The sequence below is a fragment of the Pseudomonas sp. EA_65y_Pfl2_P74 genome (assembly GCF_963970575.1).
Classification (GTDB): Bacteria; Pseudomonadota; Gammaproteobacteria; order Pseudomonadales; family Pseudomonadaceae; genus Aquipseudomonas; species Aquipseudomonas baetica_A.
The window spans coordinates 176,644-199,376 of sequence record NZ_CAXAOQ010000004.1 but is presented as its reverse complement, the minus strand read 5'-3'; the positions used below and the strand labels follow the sequence as shown (position 1 = coordinate 199,376).

Annotated in this window: 19 protein-coding genes and 2 tRNA genes; 17 read left to right on the top strand and 4 right to left on the bottom strand. The window is 59.3% G+C overall.

What is annotated here, in order from left to right:
- Window positions 1-77 precede the first annotated feature (77 nt).
- The 10 genes from AACY18_RS04670 to pdeM all read left to right on the top strand — a co-directional run bounded on the left by AACY18_RS04670 (window position 78) and on the right by pdeM (window position 13,180).
- Complete coding sequence (locus AACY18_RS04670; RefSeq protein ID WP_339464412.1) at window positions 78-2,528, top strand: penicillin acylase family protein; 2,451 nt, start codon at window positions 78-80, stop codon at window positions 2,526-2,528.
- A gap of 183 nt (window positions 2,529-2,711) precedes the next feature.
- Window positions 2,712-3,746 carry a ligase-associated DNA damage response exonuclease gene (locus tag AACY18_RS04665; RefSeq protein ID WP_339464411.1) on the top strand — a complete coding sequence of 345 codons (1,035 nt, stop codon included), beginning with the start codon at window positions 2,712-2,714 and terminating at the stop codon, window positions 3,744-3,746.
- On the top strand, window positions 3,743-5,431 hold the full coding sequence (locus AACY18_RS04660; RefSeq protein ID WP_339430623.1) for an ATP-dependent DNA ligase: 1,689 nt from the start codon (window positions 3,743-3,745) through the stop codon (window positions 5,429-5,431). The genes AACY18_RS04665 and AACY18_RS04660 overlap by 4 nt, the downstream gene beginning before the upstream one ends.
- Window positions 5,432-5,660: 229 nt before the next feature.
- Window positions 5,661-6,443 (top strand): transporter substrate-binding domain-containing protein, encoded by a 783-nt coding sequence (locus tag AACY18_RS04655; RefSeq protein ID WP_221731456.1) that lies wholly within the window; start codon window positions 5,661-5,663, stop codon window positions 6,441-6,443.
- A gap of 57 nt (window positions 6,444-6,500) precedes the next feature.
- On the top strand, window positions 6,501-7,229 hold the full coding sequence (locus AACY18_RS04650) for an ABC transporter permease (RefSeq protein WP_339430622.1): 729 nt from the start codon (window positions 6,501-6,503) through the stop codon (window positions 7,227-7,229).
- Window positions 7,226-7,936, top strand: a complete 711-nt coding sequence (locus AACY18_RS04645; RefSeq protein ID WP_221731458.1) for an ABC transporter permease — start codon at window positions 7,226-7,228, stop codon at window positions 7,934-7,936. The genes AACY18_RS04650 and AACY18_RS04645 overlap by 4 nt, the downstream gene beginning before the upstream one ends.
- A gap of 12 nt (window positions 7,937-7,948) precedes the next feature.
- A complete protein-coding gene (locus AACY18_RS04640; protein ID WP_339464410.1) occupies window positions 7,949-9,067 on the top strand; it encodes a succinylglutamate desuccinylase/aspartoacylase family protein in 1,119 nt (372 codons plus the stop codon).
- Window positions 9,068-9,080: 13 nt separating this feature from the next.
- Window positions 9,081-9,845, top strand: a complete 765-nt coding sequence (locus AACY18_RS04635; RefSeq protein WP_339430620.1) for an ABC transporter ATP-binding protein — start codon at window positions 9,081-9,083, stop codon at window positions 9,843-9,845.
- A gap of 192 nt (window positions 9,846-10,037) precedes the next feature.
- Entirely contained in the window at window positions 10,038-12,524 is a 2,487-nt protein-coding gene (locus AACY18_RS04630) for a ligase-associated DNA damage response DEXH box helicase (RefSeq protein ID WP_339464409.1), read from the top strand.
- Window positions 12,524-13,180, top strand: a complete 657-nt coding sequence (gene pdeM, locus AACY18_RS04625; protein ID WP_339464408.1) for a ligase-associated DNA damage response endonuclease PdeM — start codon at window positions 12,524-12,526, stop codon at window positions 13,178-13,180. The genes AACY18_RS04630 and pdeM overlap by 1 nt, the downstream gene beginning before the upstream one ends.
- 40 nt (window positions 13,181-13,220) lie before the next feature.
- Here the strand turns inward: pdeM and AACY18_RS04620 are convergent, their stop codons facing one another.
- Together AACY18_RS04620 and dcd are read right to left on the bottom strand one after the other, a co-directional pair.
- Window positions 13,221-13,430: a hypothetical protein gene (locus AACY18_RS04620; RefSeq protein ID WP_339430617.1), complete on the bottom strand. Its 210-nt coding sequence runs from the start codon at window positions 13,428-13,430 to the stop codon at window positions 13,221-13,223.
- A 106-nt stretch (window positions 13,431-13,536) separates the two neighbouring features.
- Window positions 13,537-14,103, bottom strand: a complete 567-nt coding sequence (gene dcd, locus AACY18_RS04615) for a dCTP deaminase (protein WP_085724551.1) — start codon at window positions 14,101-14,103, stop codon at window positions 13,537-13,539.
- A 353-nt stretch (window positions 14,104-14,456) separates the two neighbouring features.
- Here dcd and AACY18_RS04610 point away from each other — a divergent pair, with 353 nt between their 5' ends.
- Window positions 14,457-14,666 (top strand): cold-shock protein, encoded by a 210-nt coding sequence (locus AACY18_RS04610; protein WP_002554837.1) that lies wholly within the window; start codon window positions 14,457-14,459, stop codon window positions 14,664-14,666.
- A 154-nt stretch (window positions 14,667-14,820) separates the two neighbouring features.
- On the opposite strand, the gene AACY18_RS04605 is transcribed toward AACY18_RS04610, so the two are convergent.
- On the bottom strand, window positions 14,821-15,828 hold the full coding sequence (locus AACY18_RS04605) for a DUF481 domain-containing protein (RefSeq protein WP_221731464.1): 1,008 nt from the start codon (window positions 15,826-15,828) through the stop codon (window positions 14,821-14,823).
- 163 nt (window positions 15,829-15,991) lie between these two features.
- Here AACY18_RS04605 and AACY18_RS04600 point away from each other — a divergent pair, with 163 nt between their 5' ends.
- The 4 genes from AACY18_RS04600 (at window position 15,992) to AACY18_RS04585 (ending at window position 20,764) form a co-directional block, all read left to right on the top strand.
- Entirely contained in the window at window positions 15,992-16,345 is a 354-nt protein-coding gene (locus tag AACY18_RS04600; RefSeq protein WP_339430615.1) for an MGMT family protein, read from the top strand.
- A 43-nt stretch (window positions 16,346-16,388) separates the two neighbouring features.
- Window positions 16,389-17,948, top strand: coding sequence for an AmpG family muropeptide MFS transporter (locus AACY18_RS04595; protein ID WP_339430614.1), 1,560 nt, complete (start codon window positions 16,389-16,391; stop codon window positions 17,946-17,948).
- A 129-nt stretch (window positions 17,949-18,077) separates the two neighbouring features.
- On the top strand, window positions 18,078-19,793 hold the full coding sequence (locus AACY18_RS04590; RefSeq protein WP_339430613.1) for a proline--tRNA ligase: 1,716 nt from the start codon (window positions 18,078-18,080) through the stop codon (window positions 19,791-19,793).
- Between the two features lie 17 nt (window positions 19,794-19,810).
- Window positions 19,811-20,764, top strand: a complete 954-nt coding sequence (locus AACY18_RS04585; RefSeq protein WP_339430612.1) for a hypothetical protein — start codon at window positions 19,811-19,813, stop codon at window positions 20,762-20,764.
- Between the two features lie 109 nt (window positions 20,765-20,873).
- Here the strand turns inward: AACY18_RS04585 and dinB are convergent, their stop codons facing one another.
- The gene (dinB, locus tag AACY18_RS04580) at window positions 20,874-21,935 is read right to left on the bottom strand and encodes a DNA polymerase IV (protein ID WP_339430611.1); all 1,062 of its coding nucleotides are present in this window, start codon (window positions 21,933-21,935) and stop codon (window positions 20,874-20,876) included.
- A gap of 280 nt (window positions 21,936-22,215) precedes the next feature.
- Here dinB and AACY18_RS04575 point away from each other — a divergent pair.
- Both AACY18_RS04575 and AACY18_RS04570 read left to right on the top strand, forming a co-directional pair.
- A tRNA-Met gene (locus AACY18_RS04575) sits at window positions 22,216-22,292 on the top strand.
- A 221-nt stretch (window positions 22,293-22,513) separates the two neighbouring features.
- Window positions 22,514-22,590, top strand: a tRNA-Met gene (locus tag AACY18_RS04570).
- The last annotated feature ends 143 nt before the right edge of the window (window positions 22,591-22,733 follow it).

Below are 22,733 nucleotides of genomic sequence, written 5' to 3'. Positions count from 1 at the left end.
CGCCCCCGCTTGCGCGGCATCCTCCTGCTCACTAACGTAGCGCCTTTACTGACGCTACCCCCCGCAGGAGCTTTGCCATGGCCTCGCCAGCCCTTACACATTTTCTTCCCCGGTTCGGCGTTGCCGCAGCAGTGGCCAGTGTTTTGGGCCTGTCCGGTTGCCAGACCTGGAACGCTCAGGACAGCCTCCCACCCACCTCCGGCGTGCAACCGCTCAAGGGGCTGGCGCAGAACGTTTCGGTGCGGCGCAATGCCATGGGCATGCCGTTGATCGAAAGCAACAGCTTCCATGACGCGCTGTTCAGCCTCGGCTACGTGCATGCCAGCGATCGCATCAACCAAATGGTCACGCTGCGTCTGTTGGCTCAGGGCCGTCTGGCGGAAATGTCTGGCGCCTCGATGCTGGATGCCGACCGCTACATGCGCGCCGTCAACCTGAAGAAAAGTGCCGGCGAGTTGTATAAAGCCTCGTCGCCACGGCTCAAGCGTTTCTTCGAAGTCTATGCCCGGGGCGTCAACGCCTACCTGTTCCGCTACGCCGACAAATTGCCGGGGGATCTCGCCTCCAGCGGTTACAAGCCTGAATACTGGAAACCGGAAGATTCGGCGCTGATTTTTGCACTGCTGAACTTCAGCCAGTCGGCCAATCTGCCGCAAGAGATCTCGTCGCTGGTCCTGGCGCAAACCATGACCACCGACAAACTTGCCTGGCTGACCCCCTCCGCACCAGACGAGAACCTGCCGCTGGCTGAAGCCGACAAGCTCAAAGGGCTCAAGCTCAACGGGCAAATACCGGGCCTGAACGAACTGAGTAACACCAGCCAGCAGCTATCGGCACTGAACTTGCTCGGCGCCACCTCTTCGAACAACTGGGCAATGGCCCCGCAACGCAGCCGCAGCGGCAAAAGCCTGCTGGCCAGCGACAGCCATGGGCCGCTGGCCGCGCCGTCGTTGTGGACCTTTGTACAGATCCGCGCGCCGAAATATCAGGCCGCCGGCGTCACCGTCGCCGGTTTGCCGATGGTCCTCGGGGGCTTCAACGGCAAAGTGGCGTGGAGCCTGAGCAGCGTGCTCGGCGACAACCAGGACCTGTTTCTGGAAAAGATCCGCCGCCAGGGCAGCAGCCTGACCTACGAGGTCAACGGCAAATGGCAGCCGCTGGGCGTGCGCAACGAAACCTACTTCGTCAAAGGCCAGCGGCCGATTCGCGAAGCAGTGTACGAAACCCGTCACGGTGCCCTGCTCAATAGCGCTCAGGCGGCGGCACAAGGCAACGGTTTTGGCCTGGCCTTGCAGACGCCGAGTTTTACCGACGACAAATCCCTGGACGCGTTTTTTGACCTGAGCCGTGCGCAGAATGTTGAGCGCGCCTCGGACGCGAGCCGGGAAATCCGCGCGATCGCCCTGAATCTGGTGTTCGCCGACGCCAGTAACATCGGCTGGCAAGTCACCGGGCGTTTCCCCAACCGTCGTGAAGGCGAAGGCCTGCTGCCATCGCCGGGCTGGGAAGGCCGTTACGATTGGGACGGTTACGCCGACCCCATGCTACATCCCTATGATCAGGATCCGGCACAGGGCTGGCTCGGCACCGCCAACCAGCGTGTCATCCCCCACGGTTACGGCATGCAGTTGTCCAACTCCTGGGCCGCGCCGGAGCGTGGCGAACGCTTGGCCGAACTGGCCGGCAGCGGCAAACACGACAGTCGCAGCGTGATTGCCATGCAATACGACCAGACCACCACGTTCGCCGCCAAGCTGAAAAAGGTATTCGAAGCACCGGGCATGAAACAATCGCTGAAACAGGCCATCGACGCTTTGCCGCCGATTGAACGCGGCAAGGCCCGCGAAGCCTTTAGCCGGTTGATGGCGTTCGACGGCAAGCTCAGCCCGACGTCCGCCGACGCGGCGATCTACGAACTGTTCCTGCAAGAAAGCATGAAACAGATCTTCCTCGACGAACTCGGCCCCGAGTCCAGCCCGGCGTGGAAAGCGTTTATTGCCAATGGCAACTTATCCTACACAGCCCAGGCTGATCATCTGCTGGGACGCGAGGACAGTCCGTTCTGGGATGACATTCGCACGGCGCAGAAAGAGGATAAAGCGCTGATTCTCGCCCGCAGCCTGGCCGCAGCGATCACCGCCGGCGACAGTCTGTTGGGTGGCGATCACAAGGCTTGGCAGTGGGGCAAACTGCACAGCTACACGTGGAAGAATGCCGATGGCCAGACCGTTCGTGGGCCGCTGGCGGCGGGCGGCGATCACACGACGTTGAACACGGCGGCGTTTAACTGGGGGCAGGACTTCAACACGACCCATGCGCCGTCGATGCGGTTTATCGTCGACTTCGGCCAGACCGAACCGCTGATGGGGCAAAACGGTACGGGCCAGTCGGGCAATCCGGTCAGCCCGAATTACCTCAACGGGATTGATGCATGGCTCAAGGGCCAGTACATCGGTTTGCCGATGCAACCGCAGAACTTTGAGCGGGTTTACGGCAAGACGCGCTTGACCCTTACGCCGGGTAAATAAAACGCCGTCCCTCTGTGGCGGGCTTGCTCGCGAAAGCGCTGTGTCATTACGAAATATCTCGACTGACACGACACCCTCGCGAACAAGCCCACATTGGCTTTGTCCCCACGCACTGAAAAATCCATAGAACTTCTGAGCACGCCCAAACCTCATAGCTAACAAGCCCTCCATTCTGGTAACGACATGGATCTTGTTATCGCCCGCCCTGAAGGTTTGTACTGCCCCGCCGGGGATTTTTACATCGACCCGTGGCGGCCGGTCGAACGCTCGGTGATCACCCATGCCCATGGCGATCACGCCCGCACCGGCAACCAGCATTACCTGGCCAGCAGCGCCAGCGAAGGCATCCTGCGCGCCCGCCTCGGCCAGGACATCCACTTGCAAACCCTGGCTTACGGTCAGCGCCTGACTCATCACGGCGTCACATTGAGCTTTCATCCGGCTGGCCACGTACTCGGCTCGGCTCAGATACGTCTGGAATACGGCGGCGAAGTCTGGGTCGCGTCGGGCGATTACAAGATCGAGCCGGACGGCACCTGCCATCCATTCGAACCGGTGCGCTGCCACACGTTCATCACCGAATCGACCTTCGGCCTGCCGATCTACCGCTGGCAGCCGCAGGCACAGGTGTTCAGCGAGATCAATCAATGGTGGTCGGCCAACATCGTCGCCGGCAAAGCCAGCGTGTTGTTTTGTTACTCATTCGGCAAAGCCCAACGGATTCTCCATGGCATCGATGAAACACTCGGCCCGATCCTCAGCCACGGCGCTGTGGAGCCGCTGAACCGGGTTTACCGCGACGCTGGCGTGTACCTGCCGCCGACGATCTATGCCGGTGACCTGAAAAAGAACGACCCGATCATGCGCCAGGCCTTGGTCATTGCTCCGCCCTCGGCCGGTGGCAGCAGTTGGATGCGGCGTTTCGGTGAATTCAGCGACGGTTTCGCCAGCGGCTGGATGCGTCTGCGCGGCCCCCGCCGACGGCGCGGGGTCGATCGCGGTTTCGTGCTGTCCGATCACGCCGATTGGCCCGGCCTGCTCTGGGCGATCAATCAGACCGGCGCCGAACGGGTGATGGTTACCCACGGCTCGATAGGCGTCCTGGTGCGCCATCTGCGTGAACAAGGTCTGGATGCTCAAGGCTTCAACACCGAATACGGCGATGACGAAGACGAAAACATCACCGTCGAACCGACCATTGCCGAGACGTCTGCATGAAAGCCTTCGCCGAGTTGTACGCCGAGCTCGACGCGACCACGTCGAGCAACGCCAAACTGGCGGCAATGCAAGCCTACTTCGCCCAGGCAGCACCGCAAGATGCGGCGTGGGCGGTGTACTTCCTCTGCGGCGGACGCCCTCGGCAACTGGTCCCGGTGCGCATCCTGCGTGAACGTGCGGTCGGGGTGTCCGGCCTGGAACCCTGGCTGTTCGAGGAAAGCTATCAATCGGTAGGCGATCTGGCGGAAACCATTTCACTGGTGCTTCCGGAAAATCCGCACAACTCCGATGCCGGCCTCGCGCAATGGATCGAGGACAAATTGCTGCCGCTGCGCGGTGAAACCCCGGACTACCTGTCCAAGCAACTGCCGGCGCTGTGGGCGCAACTGGATCGACCGAGCCTGATGTTGTGCATCAAGTTGATCACCGGCAGTTTGCGCGTCGGCGTGTCGAAATTGTTGGTGACACGGGCGTTGGCCTCAATGGCCGGCCTGGACAGCAAGCGCATAGCGCAACGCCTGGTCGGTTACACCGATCAGTCCAACCGACCGAACGCCGCCAGCTATCTGAAATTGATCGCGCCAGAATCTGCCGATGAACATGCCCAGCGCGGCGGTCAGCCGTACCCGTTTTTTCTTGCTCATGCTTTGTCGCAACCGGTTGAAGCGTTTGAAGGGCTGATCGGGCCTGCCAGTCATTGGCAAGTGGAATGGAAGTGGGACGGCATTCGTGCGCAAGTGATCAAGCGTGACAGCCGCTTGTGGGTCTGGTCGCGGGGCGAAGAGTTGGTGACTGAGCGCTTCCCCGAACTTGATGCGCTGGTACACGGCCTGCCCGATGGCACAGTGATCGATGGCGAAATCGTGGTGTGGAAAAGCACCCACCCGAGCACTGAAGACGCCTTCGATCCGCAATCGCCGGAGCCGCCAGCGGTGCAACCGTTCGCCCTGCTGCAACAGCGGATCGGCCGCAAAAACCTTGACCGGAAAATTCTCCAGGAGGTGCCGGTGGTGGTGCTTGCCTACGACCTGCTGGAATGGCAGGGCGAAGACTGGCGCAACCAGCCGCAAGCCAAGCGCCGCGCCCAATTGGAAGAGGTCATTGCGCGCTGCAACAGCCCGGTGTTGCTCGCCTCGCCGGTGCTGACCGGCACCGATTGGTCTGACCTCGCCCGCCAGCGCGAAGCCTCCCGCCGATTAGGTGTCGAGGGCATGATGCTCAAGGCACGCGACGGCTTGTATGGCATCGGCCGCACCAAGGACATGGGCGTTTGGTGGAAATGGAAGGTCGATCCGTTCAGTGTCGATGCGGTGTTGATCTACGCACAGCGCGGTCACGGGCGGCGCGCCAGCCTCTACAGCGATTACACCTTTGCCGTGTGGGACGGGCCGCCGGAGTCGAGTCAACGTACATTGGTACCGTTCGCCAAGGCCTATTCCGGGCTGACCGACGCAGAGATGCGCGAAGTCGACAGCATCGTACGCAAGACCACCGTGGAAAAGTTCGGCCCGGTCAGCAGCGTCAAGCCGAGCCTGGTATTTGAACTGGGTTTCGAAGGGATCGCCCTGTCGCGACGGCATAAAAGCGGGATTGCGGTGCGGTTCCCAAGGATGCTGCGCTGGCGCCAGGACAAAACCGTAGAAGAAGCGGACAGTCTGGCAACACTGCAAGATCTGCTGGCCTGACTGGATCAGTACCACGCCGCGCGTCGACGCCATTTGAACTGATTTGGTGCAAGGTATTTACGATGCCCGTTTCTGTGCACCAATCACTCTCTCCTCTCCCTTCCCCAACCTTTTAAAACACTTGTTCGGGACTGTGGTTCGGAAATTGCTACTTTTAATAGGTCGTACGCGTTCCAGTAACAATAATTCTGCGCCACAAGCGCTCATATTGGTTCTTAGGGATTGAATAATGAAAAAAGCATTGCTGACCCTTTCTGCACTGGCGTTGTGCATGGCCGCCGGCTCCGCGCTGGCCAAGGAATACAAAGAGTTGCGCTTTGGCGTTGACCCTTCGTACGCACCGTTTGAGTCGAAAGCGGCCGACGGCAGCCTGGTGGGCTTCGACATCGACCTGGGCAACGCGATCTGCGCCGAACTGAAGGTCAAGTGCAAGTGGGTCGAAAGTGACTTCGACGGCATGATTCCGGGCCTCAAGGCCAATAAATTCGACGGTGTGATCTCGTCGATGACCGTGACCCCGGCCCGTGAAAAAGTCATCGACTTCTCCAGCGAACTGTTCTCCGGTCCGACCGCTTATGTGTTCAAGAAAGGTTCTGGCGTCACAGCAGACGTGGCGTCCCTGAAGGGCAAAACCGTGGGCTACGAGCAAGGCACCATTCAGGAAGCCTATGCCAAAGCCGTTCTGGACAAGGCAGGCGTGAAAACCCAGGCCTATCAAAACCAGGATCAGGTGTATTCCGACCTGACGTCCGGCCGTCTCGACGCTGGCATCCAGGACATGCTGCAAGCCGAACTGGGCTTTTTGAAGTCGCCACAGGGCGCCGATTATGACGTCAGCAAGCCAGTGGACAGCGAATTGCTGCCAGCCAAAACTGCTGTCGGTATTAAGAAAGGTAACACTGCGCTGAAGGCACTTTTGGATAAAGGTATCAAAGCGTTACACGATGATGGCACCTACGCCACCATCCAGAAGAAACACTTTGGCGATCTGAATCTGTACAGCGGCAAATAACACCCCGGCGCCCATCACTCGATGGGCGCCTTTTCCACCCGCTCAGGTTGCTGATTTATGTTTGAAACCCTCTTACAAAATCTGGGGCTCTCTGCCTTCAGCCTCAAGGGCTTCGGTCCTTTGCTGATGGAAGGCACCTGGATGACCATCAAATTATCGGCGATGTCGCTGCTGGTGGCCGTGCTGCTCGGTCTGATCGGCGCCAGTGCCAAGCTGTCAAAAGTCAAACTGGTGCGCCTGCCCGCCCAGCTCTACACCACGCTCATTCGCGGGGTGCCCGACCTGGTGCTGATGCTGCTGATTTTCTACAGCCTGCAAACCTGGTTGACCCTGCTCACCGACTACCTGGAATGGGATTACATCGAGATTGACCCGTTCAGCGCCGGGGTCCTGACCCTGGGCTTCATTTATGGCGCGTATTTCACTGAGACCTTCCGTGGCGCAATCCTCGCGGTGCCACGCGGCCAGGTTGAAGCGGCCACCGCCTATGGCCTCAAACGCGGCCAGCGTTTTCGCCTGGTGGTGTTCCCGCAGATGATGCGCTTCGCCCTGCCCGGCATCGGCAACAACTGGATGGTGATGCTCAAGGCCACCGCGCTGGTGTCGATCATCGGCTTGGCCGATTTGGTCAAAGCCGCGCAGGACGCCGGCAAAAGCACCTATCAACTGTTCTACTTTCTGGTACTCGCCGCGTTGATCTATCTGCTGATCACCAGCGCCTCGAACATCATCCTGCGCAGGCTCGAACGCCGTTATGCCGCCGGCTCCCGGGAGGCCGTACGATGATCGAACTTCTACAGCAATACTGGAAACCCTTCCTTTATACCGACGGCAACAACATCACCGGGCTGGCGATGACGATGTGGCTGCTCAGCGCCTCGATCTTCATCGGATTCTTCGCATCCATTCCGCTGTCGATCGCTCGGGTCTCCACGCACTTCTACATCCGCTGGCCCGTGCAGTTCTACACCTACCTGTTCCGGGGTACGCCGCTGTATATCCAGTTGCTGATTTGCTACACCGGCATCTACAGCCTGGCCGCCGTGCGCGCGCAGCCGATTCTCGACAGCTTCTTTCGCGATGCGATGAACTGCACCATTCTGGCCTTTGCCCTGAACACTTGCGCCTACACCACGGAGATTTTCGCCGGGGCGATTCGCAGCATGAACCACGGCGAAGTCGAAGCGGCCAAAGCTTACGGGCTGACAGGGTGGAAGCTGTATGCCTACGTGATCATGCCCTCGGCGCTACGCCGCTCGTTGCCTTATTACAGCAACGAAGTGATCCTGATGCTGCACTCGACCACCGTGGCCTTCACCGCGACCGTCCCTGACATTTTGAAAGTGGCCCGGGACGCCAACTCGGCGACCTTCCTGACGTTTCAGTCGTTCGGCATCGCCGCGCTGATCTACCTGACCATTACTTTCGCGCTGGTCGGCCTGTTCCGCCTCGCCGAACGCCGATGGCTGGCCTTCCTCGGGCCGACCCACTAGGACTTAGCTCAAATGCGCCACCAGATACATGACTTGCTGGCCCCGCTGCCGGGGACCGCACGACAGATTCACAGTTTTCACTTCGGCCCGGAGCAGGCCAAAGGCAAGGTCTACATCCAGTCTTCGCTGCACGCCGACGAATTGCCCGGGATGCTCGTGGCCTGGCACCTCAAGCAGCGCCTGAAGGAGCTCGAAGCCGCCGGGCGCCTGCGCAGCGAAATCGTGCTGGTGCCGGTGGCCAACCCGGTTGGCCTCGAACAAGTGCTGATGGACGTGCCGCTGGGCCGCTACGAGCTGGAGAGCGGGCAGAACTTCAACCGCTGGTTCGTCGACCTGAGCGAAGAAATCGGCAACGACATCGAGGCCAGACTGAGCGACGACCCGCAGCGCAACCTCGAGCTGATCCGCGCCAGCCTGCGCAGCGCCCTCGCCCGCCAGACCGCCAGTACGCAACTGCAATCCCAACGCCTGATCCTGCAACGGCTGGCTTGCGATGCGGACATGGTGCTCGACCTGCATTGCGACTTCGAATCGGTGGTTCACCTCTACACCACGCCCGAAGCGTGGCCGCAGGTCGAGCCTCTGGCGCGTTACATCGAATCCCAGGCCAGTCTGTTGGCCACCGATTCCGGCGGTCAGTCGTTCGATGAATGCTTCACCCTGCTCTGGTGGCAACTCAAAGAACGTTTCGGCGAACACTTCAAGATTCCGCTGGGCAGTTTCTCGGTGACCGTGGAGTTGCGCGGCCAGGGTGATGTCAATCACCCGATGGCCAGCCGCGACTGCCAGGCGCTGCTCGATTATCTGGTGCAGTTCGATGCGATCGTTGGCGAAACCAAGCCGCAGCCGCCACTGCCGTTCCCCGCCACGCCGCTGGCCGGGGTGGAACCGGTGATCACGCCAGTCGGCGGCCTGTTGGTGTATTGCGCCACTGCGGGGCAATACCTGGAGGCTGGTCAGCAGATCGCCGAAATCATTGACCCGATCAACGACCGGGTCACGCCCATTCATTGCACCATTGCCGGTTTGATGTACGCCCGCTCATTGCGGCGCATGGCCACGGCCGGCATGGTGATCGCCCACGTCGCGGGCGCTGAAGCCTATCGCAGCGGCTACCTACTTTCGCCTTGAGGATGTCTGTCCCATGTACAAACTGACCGTTGAAAACCTGCACAAAAGCTATGGCGACCATCAGGTGCTCAAAGGCGTTTCGCTCAAGGCCAGGACTGGCGACGTGATCAGCCTGATCGGCGCCAGCGGCTCGGGCAAAAGTACCTTTTTGCGCTGTATCAATTTTCTCGAACAACCCAATCAAGTCGCGATGAGTCTCGACGACCAAGCGATTGCCATGGTCACCGACCACCATGGCGTGCATGTGGCTGATGCCAATGAACTGCAACGCCTGCGCACGCGCCTGGCGATGGTGTTCCAGCATTTCAACCTGTGGAGCCACATGACCGTGCTGGAAAACATCACCATGGCCCCGCGCCGGGTGCTGGGCTGCAGCAAACAGGAAGCCGAAGACCGTGCCCGACGTTATCTGGACAAGGTCGGCCTGCCAGCGCGGGTGGCGGATCAGTACCCGGCGTTTCTGTCGGGCGGCCAGCAACAGCGTGTGGCGATTGCCCGCGCGCTGGCGATGGAGCCGGAAGTCATGCTGTTCGATGAACCGACCTCGGCGCTGGATCCGGAACTGGTGGGCGAGGTACTGAAGGTGATTCAGGGGCTGGCTGAAGAAGGCCGGACCATGATCATGGTGACCCACGAAATGAGCTTCGCCCGCAAAGTATCCAGTCAGGTCCTGTTTTTGCACCAAGGACTGGTCGAAGAGGAAGGCGCGCCTGAGGACGTGCTGGGCAATCCGAAAAGCGAGCGCCTCCAACAATTCCTCAGCGGCAACCTCAAATAATTTGCACACATAAAACCTGCGGGAGCGAGCCTGCTCGCGAAAGCGATCGGTCAGTCAACAATGATGTTGAATGTGGCGACGTCTTCGCGAGCAAGCTCGCCCCCACAAGGGTATTGAGCTACTGACGAAATTAAACTTGTTAGCGGGCACCGCGGTCACTGGAATAACCCCTCCAGAGTGCGCGCAGCCCGCATGGCGAAATCCCCCGACCTCGCAAAAACCTGGTTCAGCGCCCGACACTGGAAGCCCTTCGCGTTCCAGAAACAGGTGTGGGCCGCTGTCAAAAACGGCGAATCCGGTTTGCTCCATGCCAGCACCGGCGCCGGTAAAACCTATGCCGTGTGGTTTGCGGCACTCAATCGTTTCGCCAGATCCGCGCCAACCGTCGAAACATCGCGCAAACGCAAACCGCTGGCCGAACCGCTGACCGTGCTGTGGATCACGCCAATGCGCGCCCTCGCCGCCGACACTGCGCGCGCCCTGCAAATGCCTGTCGATGATTTACACATTCCCTGGAGCATCGGCCTGCGCACAGGCGACACCGCCAGCAGCGAACGGGCCCGTCAGAGTCGACGCCTGCCCACCACGCTGATCACCACACCTGAGAGCCTGACGCTGATGCTCGCCCGCGCTGACGCACAAACTGCGCTCTCAACCCTGCGTATGCTGGTTGTCGACGAATGGCACGAACTACTCGGTAACAAACGCGGCGTGCAATTGCAATTGGCCCTCGCCCGCCTGCGCCACTGGCAAGCCGACCTGATCGTCTGGGGCGTCTCCGCCACGCTGGGTAATCAATCCCACGCCGAACAGGTGCTGATCCCACAGGGCGGTGGCGTGAGTATTCAGGGCCAGAGCGAAAAATCCCTGACAGTCGACACCCTCCTCCCCCCGACCATCGAACGTTTTCCATGGGTCGGGCATCTCGGTCTGAAGATGCTGCCGCAAGTGGTCGCCGAACTCGACGCCTGCGCCAGCAGCCTGGTGTTCACCAACACCCGGGCGCAGTCGGAAATCTGGTATCAGGCGTTGCTTGAGGCGCGCCCGGACTGGGCCGGGTTGATCGCTTTGCACCATAGTTCGCTGTCCCGCGACACCCGCGACTGGGTTGAGCAGGCGCTCAAGGACGGGCAACTCAAAGCCGTGGTGTGTACCTCAAGCCTGGATCTGGGCGTGGACTTCCTGCCGGTAGAGCGCGTGCTGCAAATCGGCTCAGCCAAGGGCGTGGCACGTCTGATGCAGCGCGCCGGGCGATCTGGCCACGCACCGGGGCGCACTTCACGAGTAACGCTGGTGCCGACGCACAGCCTTGAACTGATCGAGGCCGCCGCCGCTCGCGATGCCGTGGAGCAAAGACAAATTGAACCGCGATGGTCGCCGCATCAACCGCTGGATGTGCTGGTGCAGCATGTGGTCAGCATGGCACTGGGGGGCGGATTTATACCCGAAGCGTTGTACGAAGAAGTCCGTGGCGCTTGGGCTTATCGCGACCTCACACCCGTCGATTGGGCATGGGCGCTGGCTTTCGTACGCCATGGCGGCATGTCTCTGACGGCTTATCCGGATTACCGCCGGGTCGAACCGGATGAGCATGGTGTCTGGCGCGTGCCCGATGCGCGACTGGCGCGGCGGCACCGCATGAGCATCGGCACCATCGTCAGCGACGCGAGCATGCAGTTGAAGTTCTGGAGCAAGGGCGGCGCAGGCAAGCCATTGGGCAGCGTCGAAGAAGGCTTCATTGCCCGCCTTAAACCGGGTGATGGTTTTCTGTTCGCCGCACGTTTGCTGGAACTGGTGCGCGTGGAAAACATGACCGCTTACGTCAAACGCAGCGCCGCTAAAAAAGCCGCCGTACCACGCTGGAACGGCGGACGCATGCCGCTTTCCAGTGAACTGGCGCAAGCGGTGGTGACGCGCTTGAGCGCCGCCGCGCAAGGTGAGTTTGCCGGTCCGGAAATGCAGGCACTGCGCCCCCTGCTGGAAACACAGGCGCGCGCCTCTGGCTTGCCCACGACCCGCCACCTGCTGACCGAAGCGCTGAAATCCCGTGAAGGCTGGCACCTGTTTCTCTACCCGTTCGCCGGAAGACAAGTGCATCTGGGGCTTGCAAGCCTGCTGGCCTGGCGCGTCAGTCAGCGTCAGCCGCTGACATTCTCGATTGCCGTCAATGACTACGGGCTGGAATTGCTCAGCGCCACGCCGGTTGATTGGGCAGAACACCTGAACGAGGCGTTATTCACTTGCGATCATCTGTTAGCCGACGTTCTGGCCAGTCTCAACGCCGGAGAACTGGCCTTGCGGCGCTTTCGGGAAATCGCCCGGATCGCCGGACTGGTGTTCGCCGGTTTTCCAGGCGCACCGAAAAGTACCCGCCAGGTGCAAGCCTCCAGCGGATTATTCTTCGAAGTGTTCAAACAATATGACCGTGACAATCTGCTGCTGGCGCAAGCCGGGGAAGAAGTCCTGCGTGAAGAACTGGATATTCGCAGGCTGGAACAGACGCTGGAGCGCCTCCAAGGAATGAAACTGGACATGCACCGGATCAAACGCCCTACGCCCCTGGGGTTTCCCCTCTTGGTGGAACGTATGCGCGAGCGCATGAGTTCGGAAAAACTCGCTGACCGTATCAGACGGATGGTCGGCGACCTGGAGCAATCTGCCGACACGGGCAAACGCTGATGAGTACGCTCTACCCTGTGCATCTGGCCGGTGAAGAACTCTGGCTATTGCCGGAAAAAGCCCTGTATTGGCCGGCACAACAGGCGCTGCTCATCGCCGATGTCCATTTTGGCAAGGCTGGCGCCTATCGCAGCCTCGGGCAGCCCGTTCCGCAAGGCACGACGGCGAGCAATATCGCGATGCTCGATCAACTGCTGAACCAGCATCCCTGTCGGCAACTCATTTTTCTGGGGGATTTCCTTCATGGTCCGGGCTCTCATTCGCCCGGCACATTGAACGCGCTGGCGCAATGGCGAGCTCGCCACGCGGATCTGCCGATGACGCTGATCCGTGGCAATCACGACAAACGTGCGGGCGATCCACCAGTGGCGCTTAACATCAGAGTGGTTGCAGAACCGATGCTGCTCGGGCCGTTTGCCTTGCAGCATGAACCGATTCCTCATCCGGAAAGACATGTGCTGGCCGGTCATGTACACCCGGTTTATCGGCTGCATGGCAAGGGCCGGCAGAGTTTGCGTTTGGCGTGTTTCAGCGTGGGCGAACGCGTCAGCTTGATGCCGGCGTTCGGCGCGTTCACCGGTGGTTATGCGATCAAACGAGATGACAACTGCAGGATATTTGTCATCGGTGATAACGAAGTATGGCCCGTCAGTTGAAGCCTTCGAGGACTTCAAATGACGGGCCATCGCATGTGAGTTAGGCAACTGGCGCCGGTGGCGGCTCGTCGGGACGCGTCGGCTCACCCGGCTCGGTCGGTTGTTCGTTGGGGGTATCAGGATCGGGCTGACCGGGAATTCCCCCCGCCATGCTCAGGGTCGGGTGTGCCAACAAGGACCAGGCTAAAACGCCAACCTGATTGGGCTCAAGCCTTGCCAGTTCGGCAGTGATATGCGGATCGATCTTCATGGAACACTCCTCAGCGAAGGCCCGTTTTGCCAGAAACAAAAACGGGCAGTACACCCCATAGAGTGTCTGCCCGCCAAAGAATTCCCGACATCCGCCGGATGGACGATCAGGTACGCGGCAGAGTGACGCCACGCTGGCCCTGATACTTGCCGCCGCGATCCTTATAGGACACTTCACATTCCTCGTCGGACTCAAGGAACAGCATCTGCGCCACGCCTTCGTTGGCGTAGATTTTCGCCGGCAGGTTAGTGGTGTTGGAAAACTCCAGCGTCACGTGGCCCTCCCACTCCGGCTCAAGCGGCGTGACGTTGACGATGATGCCGCAGCGCGCGTAGGTGCTTTTACCCAGGCAGATGGTCAATACGTTGCGCGGAATGCGGAAGTATTCGACCGTGCTGGCCAGCGCGAAGGAGTTCGGTGGAATGATGCAGACATCGCTGTGGATATCGACAAAGCTGCCAGCGTCGAAGTTTTTCGGGTCGACGATGGCCGAATTGATGTTGGTGAACACCTTGAAGTGGCTGGTGCAACGCACATCGTAGCCGTAGCTCGACACACCGTAGGAGATCACCCGGCTGTCGTCGCTGCCGCGCATCTGGCGCTCGACGAACGGTTCGATCATGCCGTGTTCCTGCGCCATGCGGCGAATCCACTTGTCCGATTTGATGCTCATGGCGGGTGTCCTGAATAGCGAGGTGGAAAAATTCTGTCCGGCATCTTACCGGGCGCGCCGCCGGGTTCAAAGTGCGCGCTGCAATTCTCGCCGAACACGCTGAAAATACGGGTTCTGGAGACGAACTGTCGCACCGCTGATCCTTAAAACAGAGAAACCTTCGCAAGAAGCATTGGCACGTTCGGGAAAAAGGGTTAAGGTGGCGCCACTGTGCTGCTTGTGTCACTGAGAATCTCTACACGATATGTTGAATTTCGATCCAACCATCTACAAGAATTTTTCCTGCTCTTTGCACTCAGTCTCGGCCAGGGTTCTTCCTGCGTCGCAGTTATCTTTGTTCAAGGAGTTACACCATGTCTAATCGCCAAACCGGTACCGTTAAGTGGTTCAACGATGAAAAAGGCTTCGGCTTCATCACTCCACAATCCGGTGACGACCTGTTCGTTCACTTCAAAGCTATCCAATCCGACGGCTTCAAAAGCCTGAAAGAAGGCCAACAGGTTTCTTTCATCGCTACCCGCGGTCAGAAAGGCATGCAAGCTGAAGAAGTACAAGTTATCTAACTTGTAGCTTCTTTAGAAAAGAGCCCCGCCCTTAAAAGCGGGGCTTTTTTGTGGGCGCTTGTTTTCCAGGCGCAAAAAAAGATCGCAGCCCGCAGCAACTCCTACGCTGATTCTTTGTAGGCGCCGCCGCAGGCTGCGATCTTTTGCTTTTGCCTTACCAGGCCACGCCAAAGCCTGCGGTGTAACGTGTCTTGCTCAAATCGGCATCATCGGTACCGCTGATGATGTCGCGCTCAGCCTTGAGATTCAGCGAAGCCCAGTCGGTAACCTTGTAGCGCAGCCCCATTTCGGCATCCAGCGCGTAATCCGCCACACCGGACAACGGCTTGCCGACCTCACCGTTAGTGAAGAACTCGACCTTCTTGCCAATCAGGTAGCGGTTGTAGTCCCACTTCATCGCGACGGAGTAAAAGTTGTCCTTGCTGCCATCGCTGTATTCATAGTCCGTTCGGTTCAACAGCGAGCCGAGCGAGAACGCACCCAATTCGTCATCCCAGAACTGGTAGCCGGGGCCGGTACCTACGACTCGCTGACGTGACAATTCCTCGACGTGATCGCGTTTGTAGTTCAGGCGCCCCTGCCAGAACCACTGATCGGTCAGGAACCGGTCGAGTGCATACTCGGCGCGCCAGTTGTCGGTGGTGGTCACGTCATTCTGCACTTCGCGGTTGTATTCGCCTTCAGCGGTATGACGCCAGCGCCCATGACGCGCAGAGGTCTTGAAGCCGATGTCGTAATCATCAGTGTCCTTTTCGGCGCGCTGATAATCGAGTGCCAGGTCGACATTACCCTTCCACACCAGATCCTCGACCACCGGCTTGGGCTTGAGAATTTGCTGAATGCTCGCCAGCTCCACGGTTTTCGGCGCTTCGCCGTTGGCCAGCGTGACCTTTCCGTCGCCGGCAGCGGTCAGCGATTTGGCTTTCTCACCGTTATAGGCGTCCTGCTTGACCAGCAACTCCTGGTCACTTTCCAGGGTCTTGACCTCTTTCCAGTTGATCGAGACCGCACCAGCGTACTGGGTCTGAACCAACAGCTTACCGCCATCGAACAGGGTGATTTTACCGCTCAACTTGTCGCCGTTCTTCATCCAGACGGTGTCGGCAAGCAGGGGCGTGGACGCACTGAAAACAGCAAGGCACAGCAAGGTTCTGGAAAACATAAGCGAATCGAGGGCTCAAGTTTGCGAAAAAGTTCGGCATTATCCGTAGGAATAAGACCCTGACAAGGACTGACCGGACTATTTCTATTGAGTTCATTTCTCAACTGCACGGTCTGCATTTACCCTTGAAAATATCGAACGAACACATTCAGGAACCGCGGACGTGACAGACCTGATTCACGAAAACGAGAGCGAAGCGCAAATCCGACGCACGGCGCTCTACTCGACCCTCGCCCAAGTGCCCGAGGGTAAGGTCGTCAGCTATGGTCAATTGGCTGACCTTGCCGGGCTGGGGCGTGCCGCGCGCTGGGTCGGGCGCACCCTGAGTCAATTGCCCGGCGACACCAAACTGCCCTGGCACCGCGTATTGGGCGCCGGCGGTCGGATCAGCCTGCCGGCAGGCAGCCCATCGGGCGATGAACAACGTGCGCGTTTGCGCATGGAAGGCATCACCATCCTGAACAATCGTGTGGATATTCAGCGTCATGGCTGGCGTCCGGTAGAGCACAGCGGTTAGAGTGCGCGCTTTGTTTTCGCAATCTTGAGGCAGACTTCAGCCCATGCCCCGTAAAACCTGGCGCGCCGCGCTCGCCGCCTATGCCAGTCCTTCGACACTCGTGCTGTTGCTGCTGGGTTTCGCCGCCGGCCTGCCGTACATGCTGGTGTTTTCAACGCTTTCCGTCTGGCTGCGTGAGGCCGGCGTGGCCCGGGAAACCATTGGTTACGCGAGCCTGATCGGCCTGGCCTATGCGTTCAAATGGGTCTGGTCACCGCTGCTCGACCAATGGCGCCTGCCCTTGCTGGGCAAGCTTGGCCGTCGCCGCTCGTGGCTGGTGCTCTCGCAGGTGCTGGTGATTCTGGGCCTGATCGGCATGGGTTTCTGCGATCCGCAGAAGCATCTGTCCTGGCTGATCGCCATCGCCGTTGTCGTCGCCTTCGCTTCCGCCACCCAAGACATCGCGGTGGATGCCTATCGCCTGGAAATCGCCGACGACAGCCGCCAGGCAGCACTGGCCGCCAGTTATATGTCTGGCTATCGCGTCGCCGCCCTGTTGGCGACCGCTGGCGCATTGTTTTTCGCCGAAGGCTTTGGCTCGACCGGTTTCAACTACAAACATTCGGCCTGGGCTGGCACGTATGCGCTGTTCGGCGCGCTGATGATTCCCGCCCTGCTCACGACCCTGTTCATGCGTGAACCGCCAGTGCCGCTGCGCACCCAATTGCAGGCCGGCCGCTACACCTTCATGCACCAATTGATGTCGGTATTGGTATTGATCATCTTGTTGGTGTCCGTGCCGGCGATGTTCACTCAGTTGTACAACACCGATTTCGCCAGCGTGCTGTTTGAAGGCGTCAGCCCGCTGGACCTGCTGCTCGAAGACCGCGCCTTCCTGCGCGCCATTCTCTACACCTTGCTCACCTGGATGTGCCTGTCAGCCATGGGACGCCGTGGGCTTGCGCCCGTGCTGACGCCCGTCAACGACTTCATCCTGCGCTACCGCTGGCAAGCCCTGTTGTTGCTCGGGCTGATCGCTACCTATCGGATGTCCGACACGGTCATGGGCGTGATGGCCAACGTGTTCTACATCGACCAGGGCTTCACCAAGGATCAGATCGCCAGCGTCAGCAAGATTTTCGGCCTGATCATGACCCTCGTGGGTGCGGGCATGGGCGGCCTGCTGATCGTACGCTTCGGGATTCTGCCGATCCTGTTTATCGGTGGCGCGGCCTCGGCAGGCACCAACCTGCTGTTCCTGATGCTGGCCGACATGGGGCCGAACCTTAAGATGCTGGTGGTGACCATTTCCCTCGACAACTTCAGCTCGGGCCTTGCAACTTCGGCGTTTGTTGCGTACCTGTCGAGCCTGACCAACCTGAAATTCTCCGCAACGCAATACGCCCTGCTCAGCTCGATCATGCTCCTGTTGCCGCGCCTCATTGGTGGGTATTCCGGGGTCATGGTGGAGAAGTTCGGTTACCACAACTTCTTCCTCATCACCGCATTGCTCGGCGTACCGACACTGGTGCTGATCGCCCTGCACTGGTTCCAGGAAAGCCGTCGCGAAGGCCCGACACCGACGCCGGAGCCCGTGCCGACGCCGGTTGCGGAAGAATCGTAAGACGTTTCGCCAACGGCGGGAGGAATCCCGCCGTTACCCCACTGCACTGACCACACTTCTGTACGGCAGCAAAACTCGCCGGTACACTGCTCCGTCATTTCCAGTCATAGCAACCGACAACGGCCAACCATGCGCACCAGTCAATTTTTGCTCGCCACACAGAAAGAAACGCCTTCCGATGCGGTCGTGATCAGCCATCAGCTGATGCTGCGCGCCGGCATGATCCGCAAACTCGCCTCGGGCCTGTACACCTGGCTGCCCATGGGCCTGCGGGTTATGCGCAAGGTTGAAGCCATCGTTCGCGAAGAAATGAACGCTGCCGGCTCTCTGGAAGTGTTGATGCCGAGCACCCAACCGGCCGAACTGTGGCAGGAATCGGGGCGCTGGGAAGAATACGGCCCTGAGTTGCTGCGCATCAAAGACCGCCACGGTCGCGACTTCTGTGCGGGCCCGACCCACGAGGAAGTGATCACCGATCTGATGCGCAACGAGTTGAGCAGCTACAAACAGCTGCCCATCAACCTGTACCAGATCCAGACCAAATTCCGTGACGAAATCCGCCCACGCTTCGGTTTGATGCGCGGCCGCGAATTCATCATGAAAGACGCGTACTCGTTCCACACCGACCAGGCGTCGCTGCAGGTCACTTATGACCGCATGCATCAGGCGTACTGCAACGTGTTCACGCGTCTGGGCCTGAAGTTCCGCCCTGTCGAGGCTGACAACGGCTCGATCGGCGGCGCCGGTTCCCACGAGTTCCACGTACTGGCCGAGTCCGGCGAAGACGACATCGCCTTCAGCAACGGCTCCGACTATGCGGCGAACATCGAGAAAGCCGAAGCGGTGCCACGGGAAACTTCCCGCCCTGCACCGACTCAAGAGCTGCGTCTGGTGGACACTCCGGACACCAAGACCATTGCTGCACTGGTGGAAAAATTCAATCTGCCGATTGAAAAGACCATCAAGACCCTGATCGTGCGCGCCGAAGAAGAAGGCAAACTGATCGCTCTGGTGATCCGTGGCGACCACGAACTCAACGAGATCAAAGCCGCCCAGCAACCCGGCGTTGCCAGCCCGCTGGTCATGGCGACCGACTCCGAACTGCGTGACGCCATTGGCGCCGGTGCCGGTTCCCTCGGCCCACTGAACCTGCCGCTGCCAATCATCATCGACCGCTCGGTCGAGCTGATGAGCGACTTCGGTATCGGCGCGAACATCGATGACAAGCACTACTTCGGCGTGAACTGGGAGCGAGACCTGCCGGTTCCGACCGTGGCTGACCTGCGCAACGTGGTGGCGGGTGACCCAAGCCCGGACGGCAAAGGCACGCTGGAAATCAAGCGCGGCATCGAAGTCGGTCACATCTTCCAGCTGGGCAACAAGTACAGCAAAGCAATGAAGTGCGAAGTGCTGGGCGAGAACGGCAAGCCAGTGACCCTGGAAATGGGTTGCTACGGTATTGGCGTGTCCCGCGTGGTGGCTGCCGCCATCGAGCAGAACAACGATGCAAACGGCATCATCTGGAGCGACACCCTGGCGCCGTTCCAGATCGCGCTGGTGCCGCTGCGTTATGAAACCGAACAGGTTCGCGAAGCCACCGACAAGCTGTACGCGGAACTGACTGCGGCCGGTTTCGAAGTGCTGCTGGACGATCGCGACAAGAAAACCAGCCCGGGCATCAAGTTCGCGGACATGGAACTGATCGGCATTCCACACCGCATCGTGGTCAGCGACCGCGGCCTCGCCGAAGGCAACCTGGAATACAAGAGCCGTACCGAAGGCGAGGCGCAAGCGCTGCCGGTGGCTGACGTATTGTCCTTCCTTCAGGCCCGTATCCGCCGCTGAAACCAGATAGAGACGTCATGTTCAAGCGAAACACCTTAGGCCTCGGTGGCACCGCCCTGTGCGGTGCCCTGCTGGTCAGCGGCTGTGCCAATCACATGTCACAGCGCAGCGAGCACGAAGAGCGGGTCGAGCGCAAACTGCTCGATCACAGCCTGCAGATCGATGTCGGTGAGCCTAAGGTGCTTGAGCTGCCGCAGCGACGCGTGAAGATCAACGAGCAGAAAACGTTCGAAGTCACCGAGTTCGACGTCACCCGTCGTTACGATCGCTACACGCCTTACCAGCCCTGGCGGGAAATCTACGAGATCCCGCTGGGTGTGGTGGCCGTGGTCGGTGGCGTCGGCGCGAACGTGGTCAACGTATTCGCGCTCGGCAACTTGCCGGACAGCGTGACCAAGGACTGGCTCAGCTACGGCTTCGCCGGACTCAACCCGTTCATGAACGTGCAGTCCAACGGTCGTGCGCAACAGAACCTGGCCGGCATCGATGAAGTCCAACGCGACAAGCGCACGGAGTATTCGAGCCTGCCGTGGAGCGAGCGCCCGGTACAAGTCAAGGCTGGCAAACAGACTTTCGACATGACCACCGACCGCAACGGCGTGCTGCGTCTCAACCTGCTGGACAGTCCGTTCGCCGAAAATGACCTCAATCATGTCGGCAAATTGCAGATCAGCGTCGAAGACGCCAAGGATGACGTGCACTCTGACTCATCCCTGGTGATCAGCAGCCACCTGCGTGGCAAGCTGCTGGAAGCCCACGGGCTGATTTACGACGACCTTGAAGATGACGAAGTGAGCCAGTGGGTGCACCGAGTCAAACGTCTGTCGGAACTGGGCCTGGAAGAAGAAGCCAGCGAACTGGAACAAAGCCTGATCGAACTGACGCGTAACGATCCCGAGTTGCAGGCTGAATTTCTCAAGTCCTTGACCAAGGATGCGGGACGCCTGGTGGCTGATCCAGGATCTAATTAAAAGCTGAAAGCATCGCGGGCAAGCCCGCCCCTACATTGGATCTGTGTCTTGCACAAATTCCCTGTGGGAGCGGTCTTGCCGCGAAGGCCGAACGATATTCACCGCAAAACTACCGCTCAAACAACTCCATCTGCTCAAACCCGCCGCGCAAATCCTCAAGCCTCACGCCAACCCCCAGCAAACGTACCGGTTTGCCACCCCGATTGAACGCCTGCGTGAGCATCAACTGATAACTGCCAAGATCCCGCCCTGCCCCGGCCTGCTCCAGCGTGGTCTGGGTAAAGTCGTGGAATTTCACTTTGACGAACGGTTTGCCCGGGCGATAACTGCTATCGATTCGCGCCATACGGGTTTTCAGGGTTTCCAGAAGCTCTGGCAGCTTATCCAGGCAACTGCGCAGATCCGGCAGGTCAACATCGTAGGTATTTTCCACGCTGATCGACTGACGGCGACTGTCATTGTGGACCAGCCGCTCATCAATCCCACGGGCAAGACTCCAGAGTCGCTCGCCAAAACTGCCGAACTCGCGCACCAGCGCCAGCTTGTCCCACTCGCGCAATTGCATACAGTCGACGATGCCGAACTTGCCCAGCTTGTCGGCGGTGACCTTGCCGACACCGTGCAATTTGCTTACCGGCAAGCCGCTGACAAAATCTTCGACCTGATCCGGCGTAATCACGAACAAGCCATTGGGCTTCTTCCAGTCACTGGCGATCTTCGCCAGAAATTTGTTCGGCGCCACGCCTGCAGAAACAGTGATGTGCAATTGATTGGAGACGCGACGGCGGATGTCTTGGGCGATGCGCGTGGCACTGCCACCGAAATGGGCACTGTCCGACACATCAAGGTAGGCCTCATCCAGCGACAGTGGCTCGATCAGATCAGTGTAGTCGGCAAAGATTGTATGAATTTCCTTTGAAGCTTCTCGATAGGCGTCCATGCGCGGCTTGACGATGGTCAGGTCCGGGCACAGCTTCAGGGCATGCCCCGATGACATGGCCGAGCGCACACCATAGGCACGCGCCTCGTAATTACAGGTGGCAATCACCCCGCGCCGATCTGCCGACCCGCCCACCGCCAACGGTTTGCCGGCCAAGCGCGGGTCATCGCGCATTTCGATGGCGGCGTAGAAACAGTCACAGTCGACGTGGATGATTTTTCGCTGAGTCATGTCAGAAAAGGAAACGTGGCGAACCGGCTAGGCAGTATCTCACTGACAACTGTATATAGCACCAGTGGTCTGAATGTTCTTTTCCATCTGTAGGAAAAGCCCTATGAATTTATTTTCTCAATCGAAAATCGACAACCAATAGAGCCGAAAGCCTTGTCCCACCTGACCTGCAGCGTGTTTCAACACCCCAATAAAACGCTAACCAATTGAACCTCAACACTTTTTATCCGGATTGAAGGTTGACAGCCCAGCGATCCTCTGTAGAATGCCGACACACAGACGCGGGATGGAGCAGTCTGGTAGCTCGTCGGGCTCATAACCCGAAGGTCGTCGGTTCAAATCCGGCTCCCGCAACCAAACATCAAAAAAGGCTACTCGAAAGAGTGGCCTTTTTTGTGCGTGCGTGTTTTTCAGTTTCAGCCCTCGCAGCCATGACAACCGTCAAACAGGAATTCGTTTCGTTTCCGAAACTTAACGCGCCACCTGCGACCGTTTGGCGCGATTCCACACTTATTTGACCCTTTACGGAATTAGCGGTTGACACCTCGCCGTTCGCCTGTAGAATGCCGCCACACAGACGCGGGATGGAGCAGTCTGGTAGCTCGTCGGGCTCATAACCCGAAGGTCGTCGGTTCAAATCCGGCTCCCGCAACCAAACATCAAAAAAGGCTACTCGAAAGAGTGGCCTTTTTTGTATCTGTGGAAAAAGTCCTTTCGCAACAATGAGCTGTCACAGTGCAGTGAATCGTCCAGGATCATCAGACCCGCCGAGTTGCGACTATGCTTGTGTCGCAAACA

Excerpts from the sequence above, each read along its gene's own strand:
- AACY18_RS04670 (WP_339464412.1), top strand. The coding sequence starts at position 78 with ATGGCCTCGCCAGCCCTTACACATTTTCTTCCCCGGTTCGGCGTTGCC.
- AACY18_RS04665 (WP_339464411.1), top strand. The coding sequence starts at position 2,712 with ATGGATCTTGTTATCGCCCGCCCTGAAGGTTTGTACTGCCCCGCCGGG.
- AACY18_RS04660 (WP_339430623.1), top strand. The coding sequence starts at position 3,743 with ATGAAAGCCTTCGCCGAGTTGTACGCCGAGCTCGACGCGACCACGTCG.
- AACY18_RS04655 (WP_221731456.1), top strand. The coding sequence starts at position 5,661 with ATGAAAAAAGCATTGCTGACCCTTTCTGCACTGGCGTTGTGCATGGCC.
- AACY18_RS04650 (WP_339430622.1), top strand. The coding sequence starts at position 6,501 with ATGTTTGAAACCCTCTTACAAAATCTGGGGCTCTCTGCCTTCAGCCTC.
- AACY18_RS04645 (WP_221731458.1), top strand. The coding sequence starts at position 7,226 with ATGATCGAACTTCTACAGCAATACTGGAAACCCTTCCTTTATACCGAC.
- AACY18_RS04640 (WP_339464410.1), top strand. The coding sequence starts at position 7,949 with ATGCGCCACCAGATACATGACTTGCTGGCCCCGCTGCCGGGGACCGCA.
- AACY18_RS04635 (WP_339430620.1), top strand. The coding sequence starts at position 9,081 with ATGTACAAACTGACCGTTGAAAACCTGCACAAAAGCTATGGCGACCAT.
- AACY18_RS04630 (WP_339464409.1), top strand. The coding sequence starts at position 10,038 with ATGGCGAAATCCCCCGACCTCGCAAAAACCTGGTTCAGCGCCCGACAC.
- pdeM (WP_339464408.1), top strand. The coding sequence starts at position 12,524 with ATGAGTACGCTCTACCCTGTGCATCTGGCCGGTGAAGAACTCTGGCTA.
- AACY18_RS04620 (WP_339430617.1), bottom strand. The coding sequence starts at position 13,430 with ATGAAGATCGATCCGCATATCACTGCCGAACTGGCAAGGCTTGAGCCC.
- dcd (WP_085724551.1), bottom strand. The coding sequence starts at position 14,103 with ATGAGCATCAAATCGGACAAGTGGATTCGCCGCATGGCGCAGGAACAC.
- AACY18_RS04610 (WP_002554837.1), top strand. The coding sequence starts at position 14,457 with ATGTCTAATCGCCAAACCGGTACCGTTAAGTGGTTCAACGATGAAAAA.
- AACY18_RS04605 (WP_221731464.1), bottom strand. The coding sequence starts at position 15,828 with ATGTTTTCCAGAACCTTGCTGTGCCTTGCTGTTTTCAGTGCGTCCACG.
- AACY18_RS04595 (WP_339430614.1), top strand. The coding sequence starts at position 16,389 with ATGCCCCGTAAAACCTGGCGCGCCGCGCTCGCCGCCTATGCCAGTCCT.
- AACY18_RS04590 (WP_339430613.1), top strand. The coding sequence starts at position 18,078 with ATGCGCACCAGTCAATTTTTGCTCGCCACACAGAAAGAAACGCCTTCC.
- AACY18_RS04585 (WP_339430612.1), top strand. The coding sequence starts at position 19,811 with ATGTTCAAGCGAAACACCTTAGGCCTCGGTGGCACCGCCCTGTGCGGT.
- dinB (WP_339430611.1), bottom strand. The coding sequence starts at position 21,935 with ATGACTCAGCGAAAAATCATCCACGTCGACTGTGACTGTTTCTACGCC.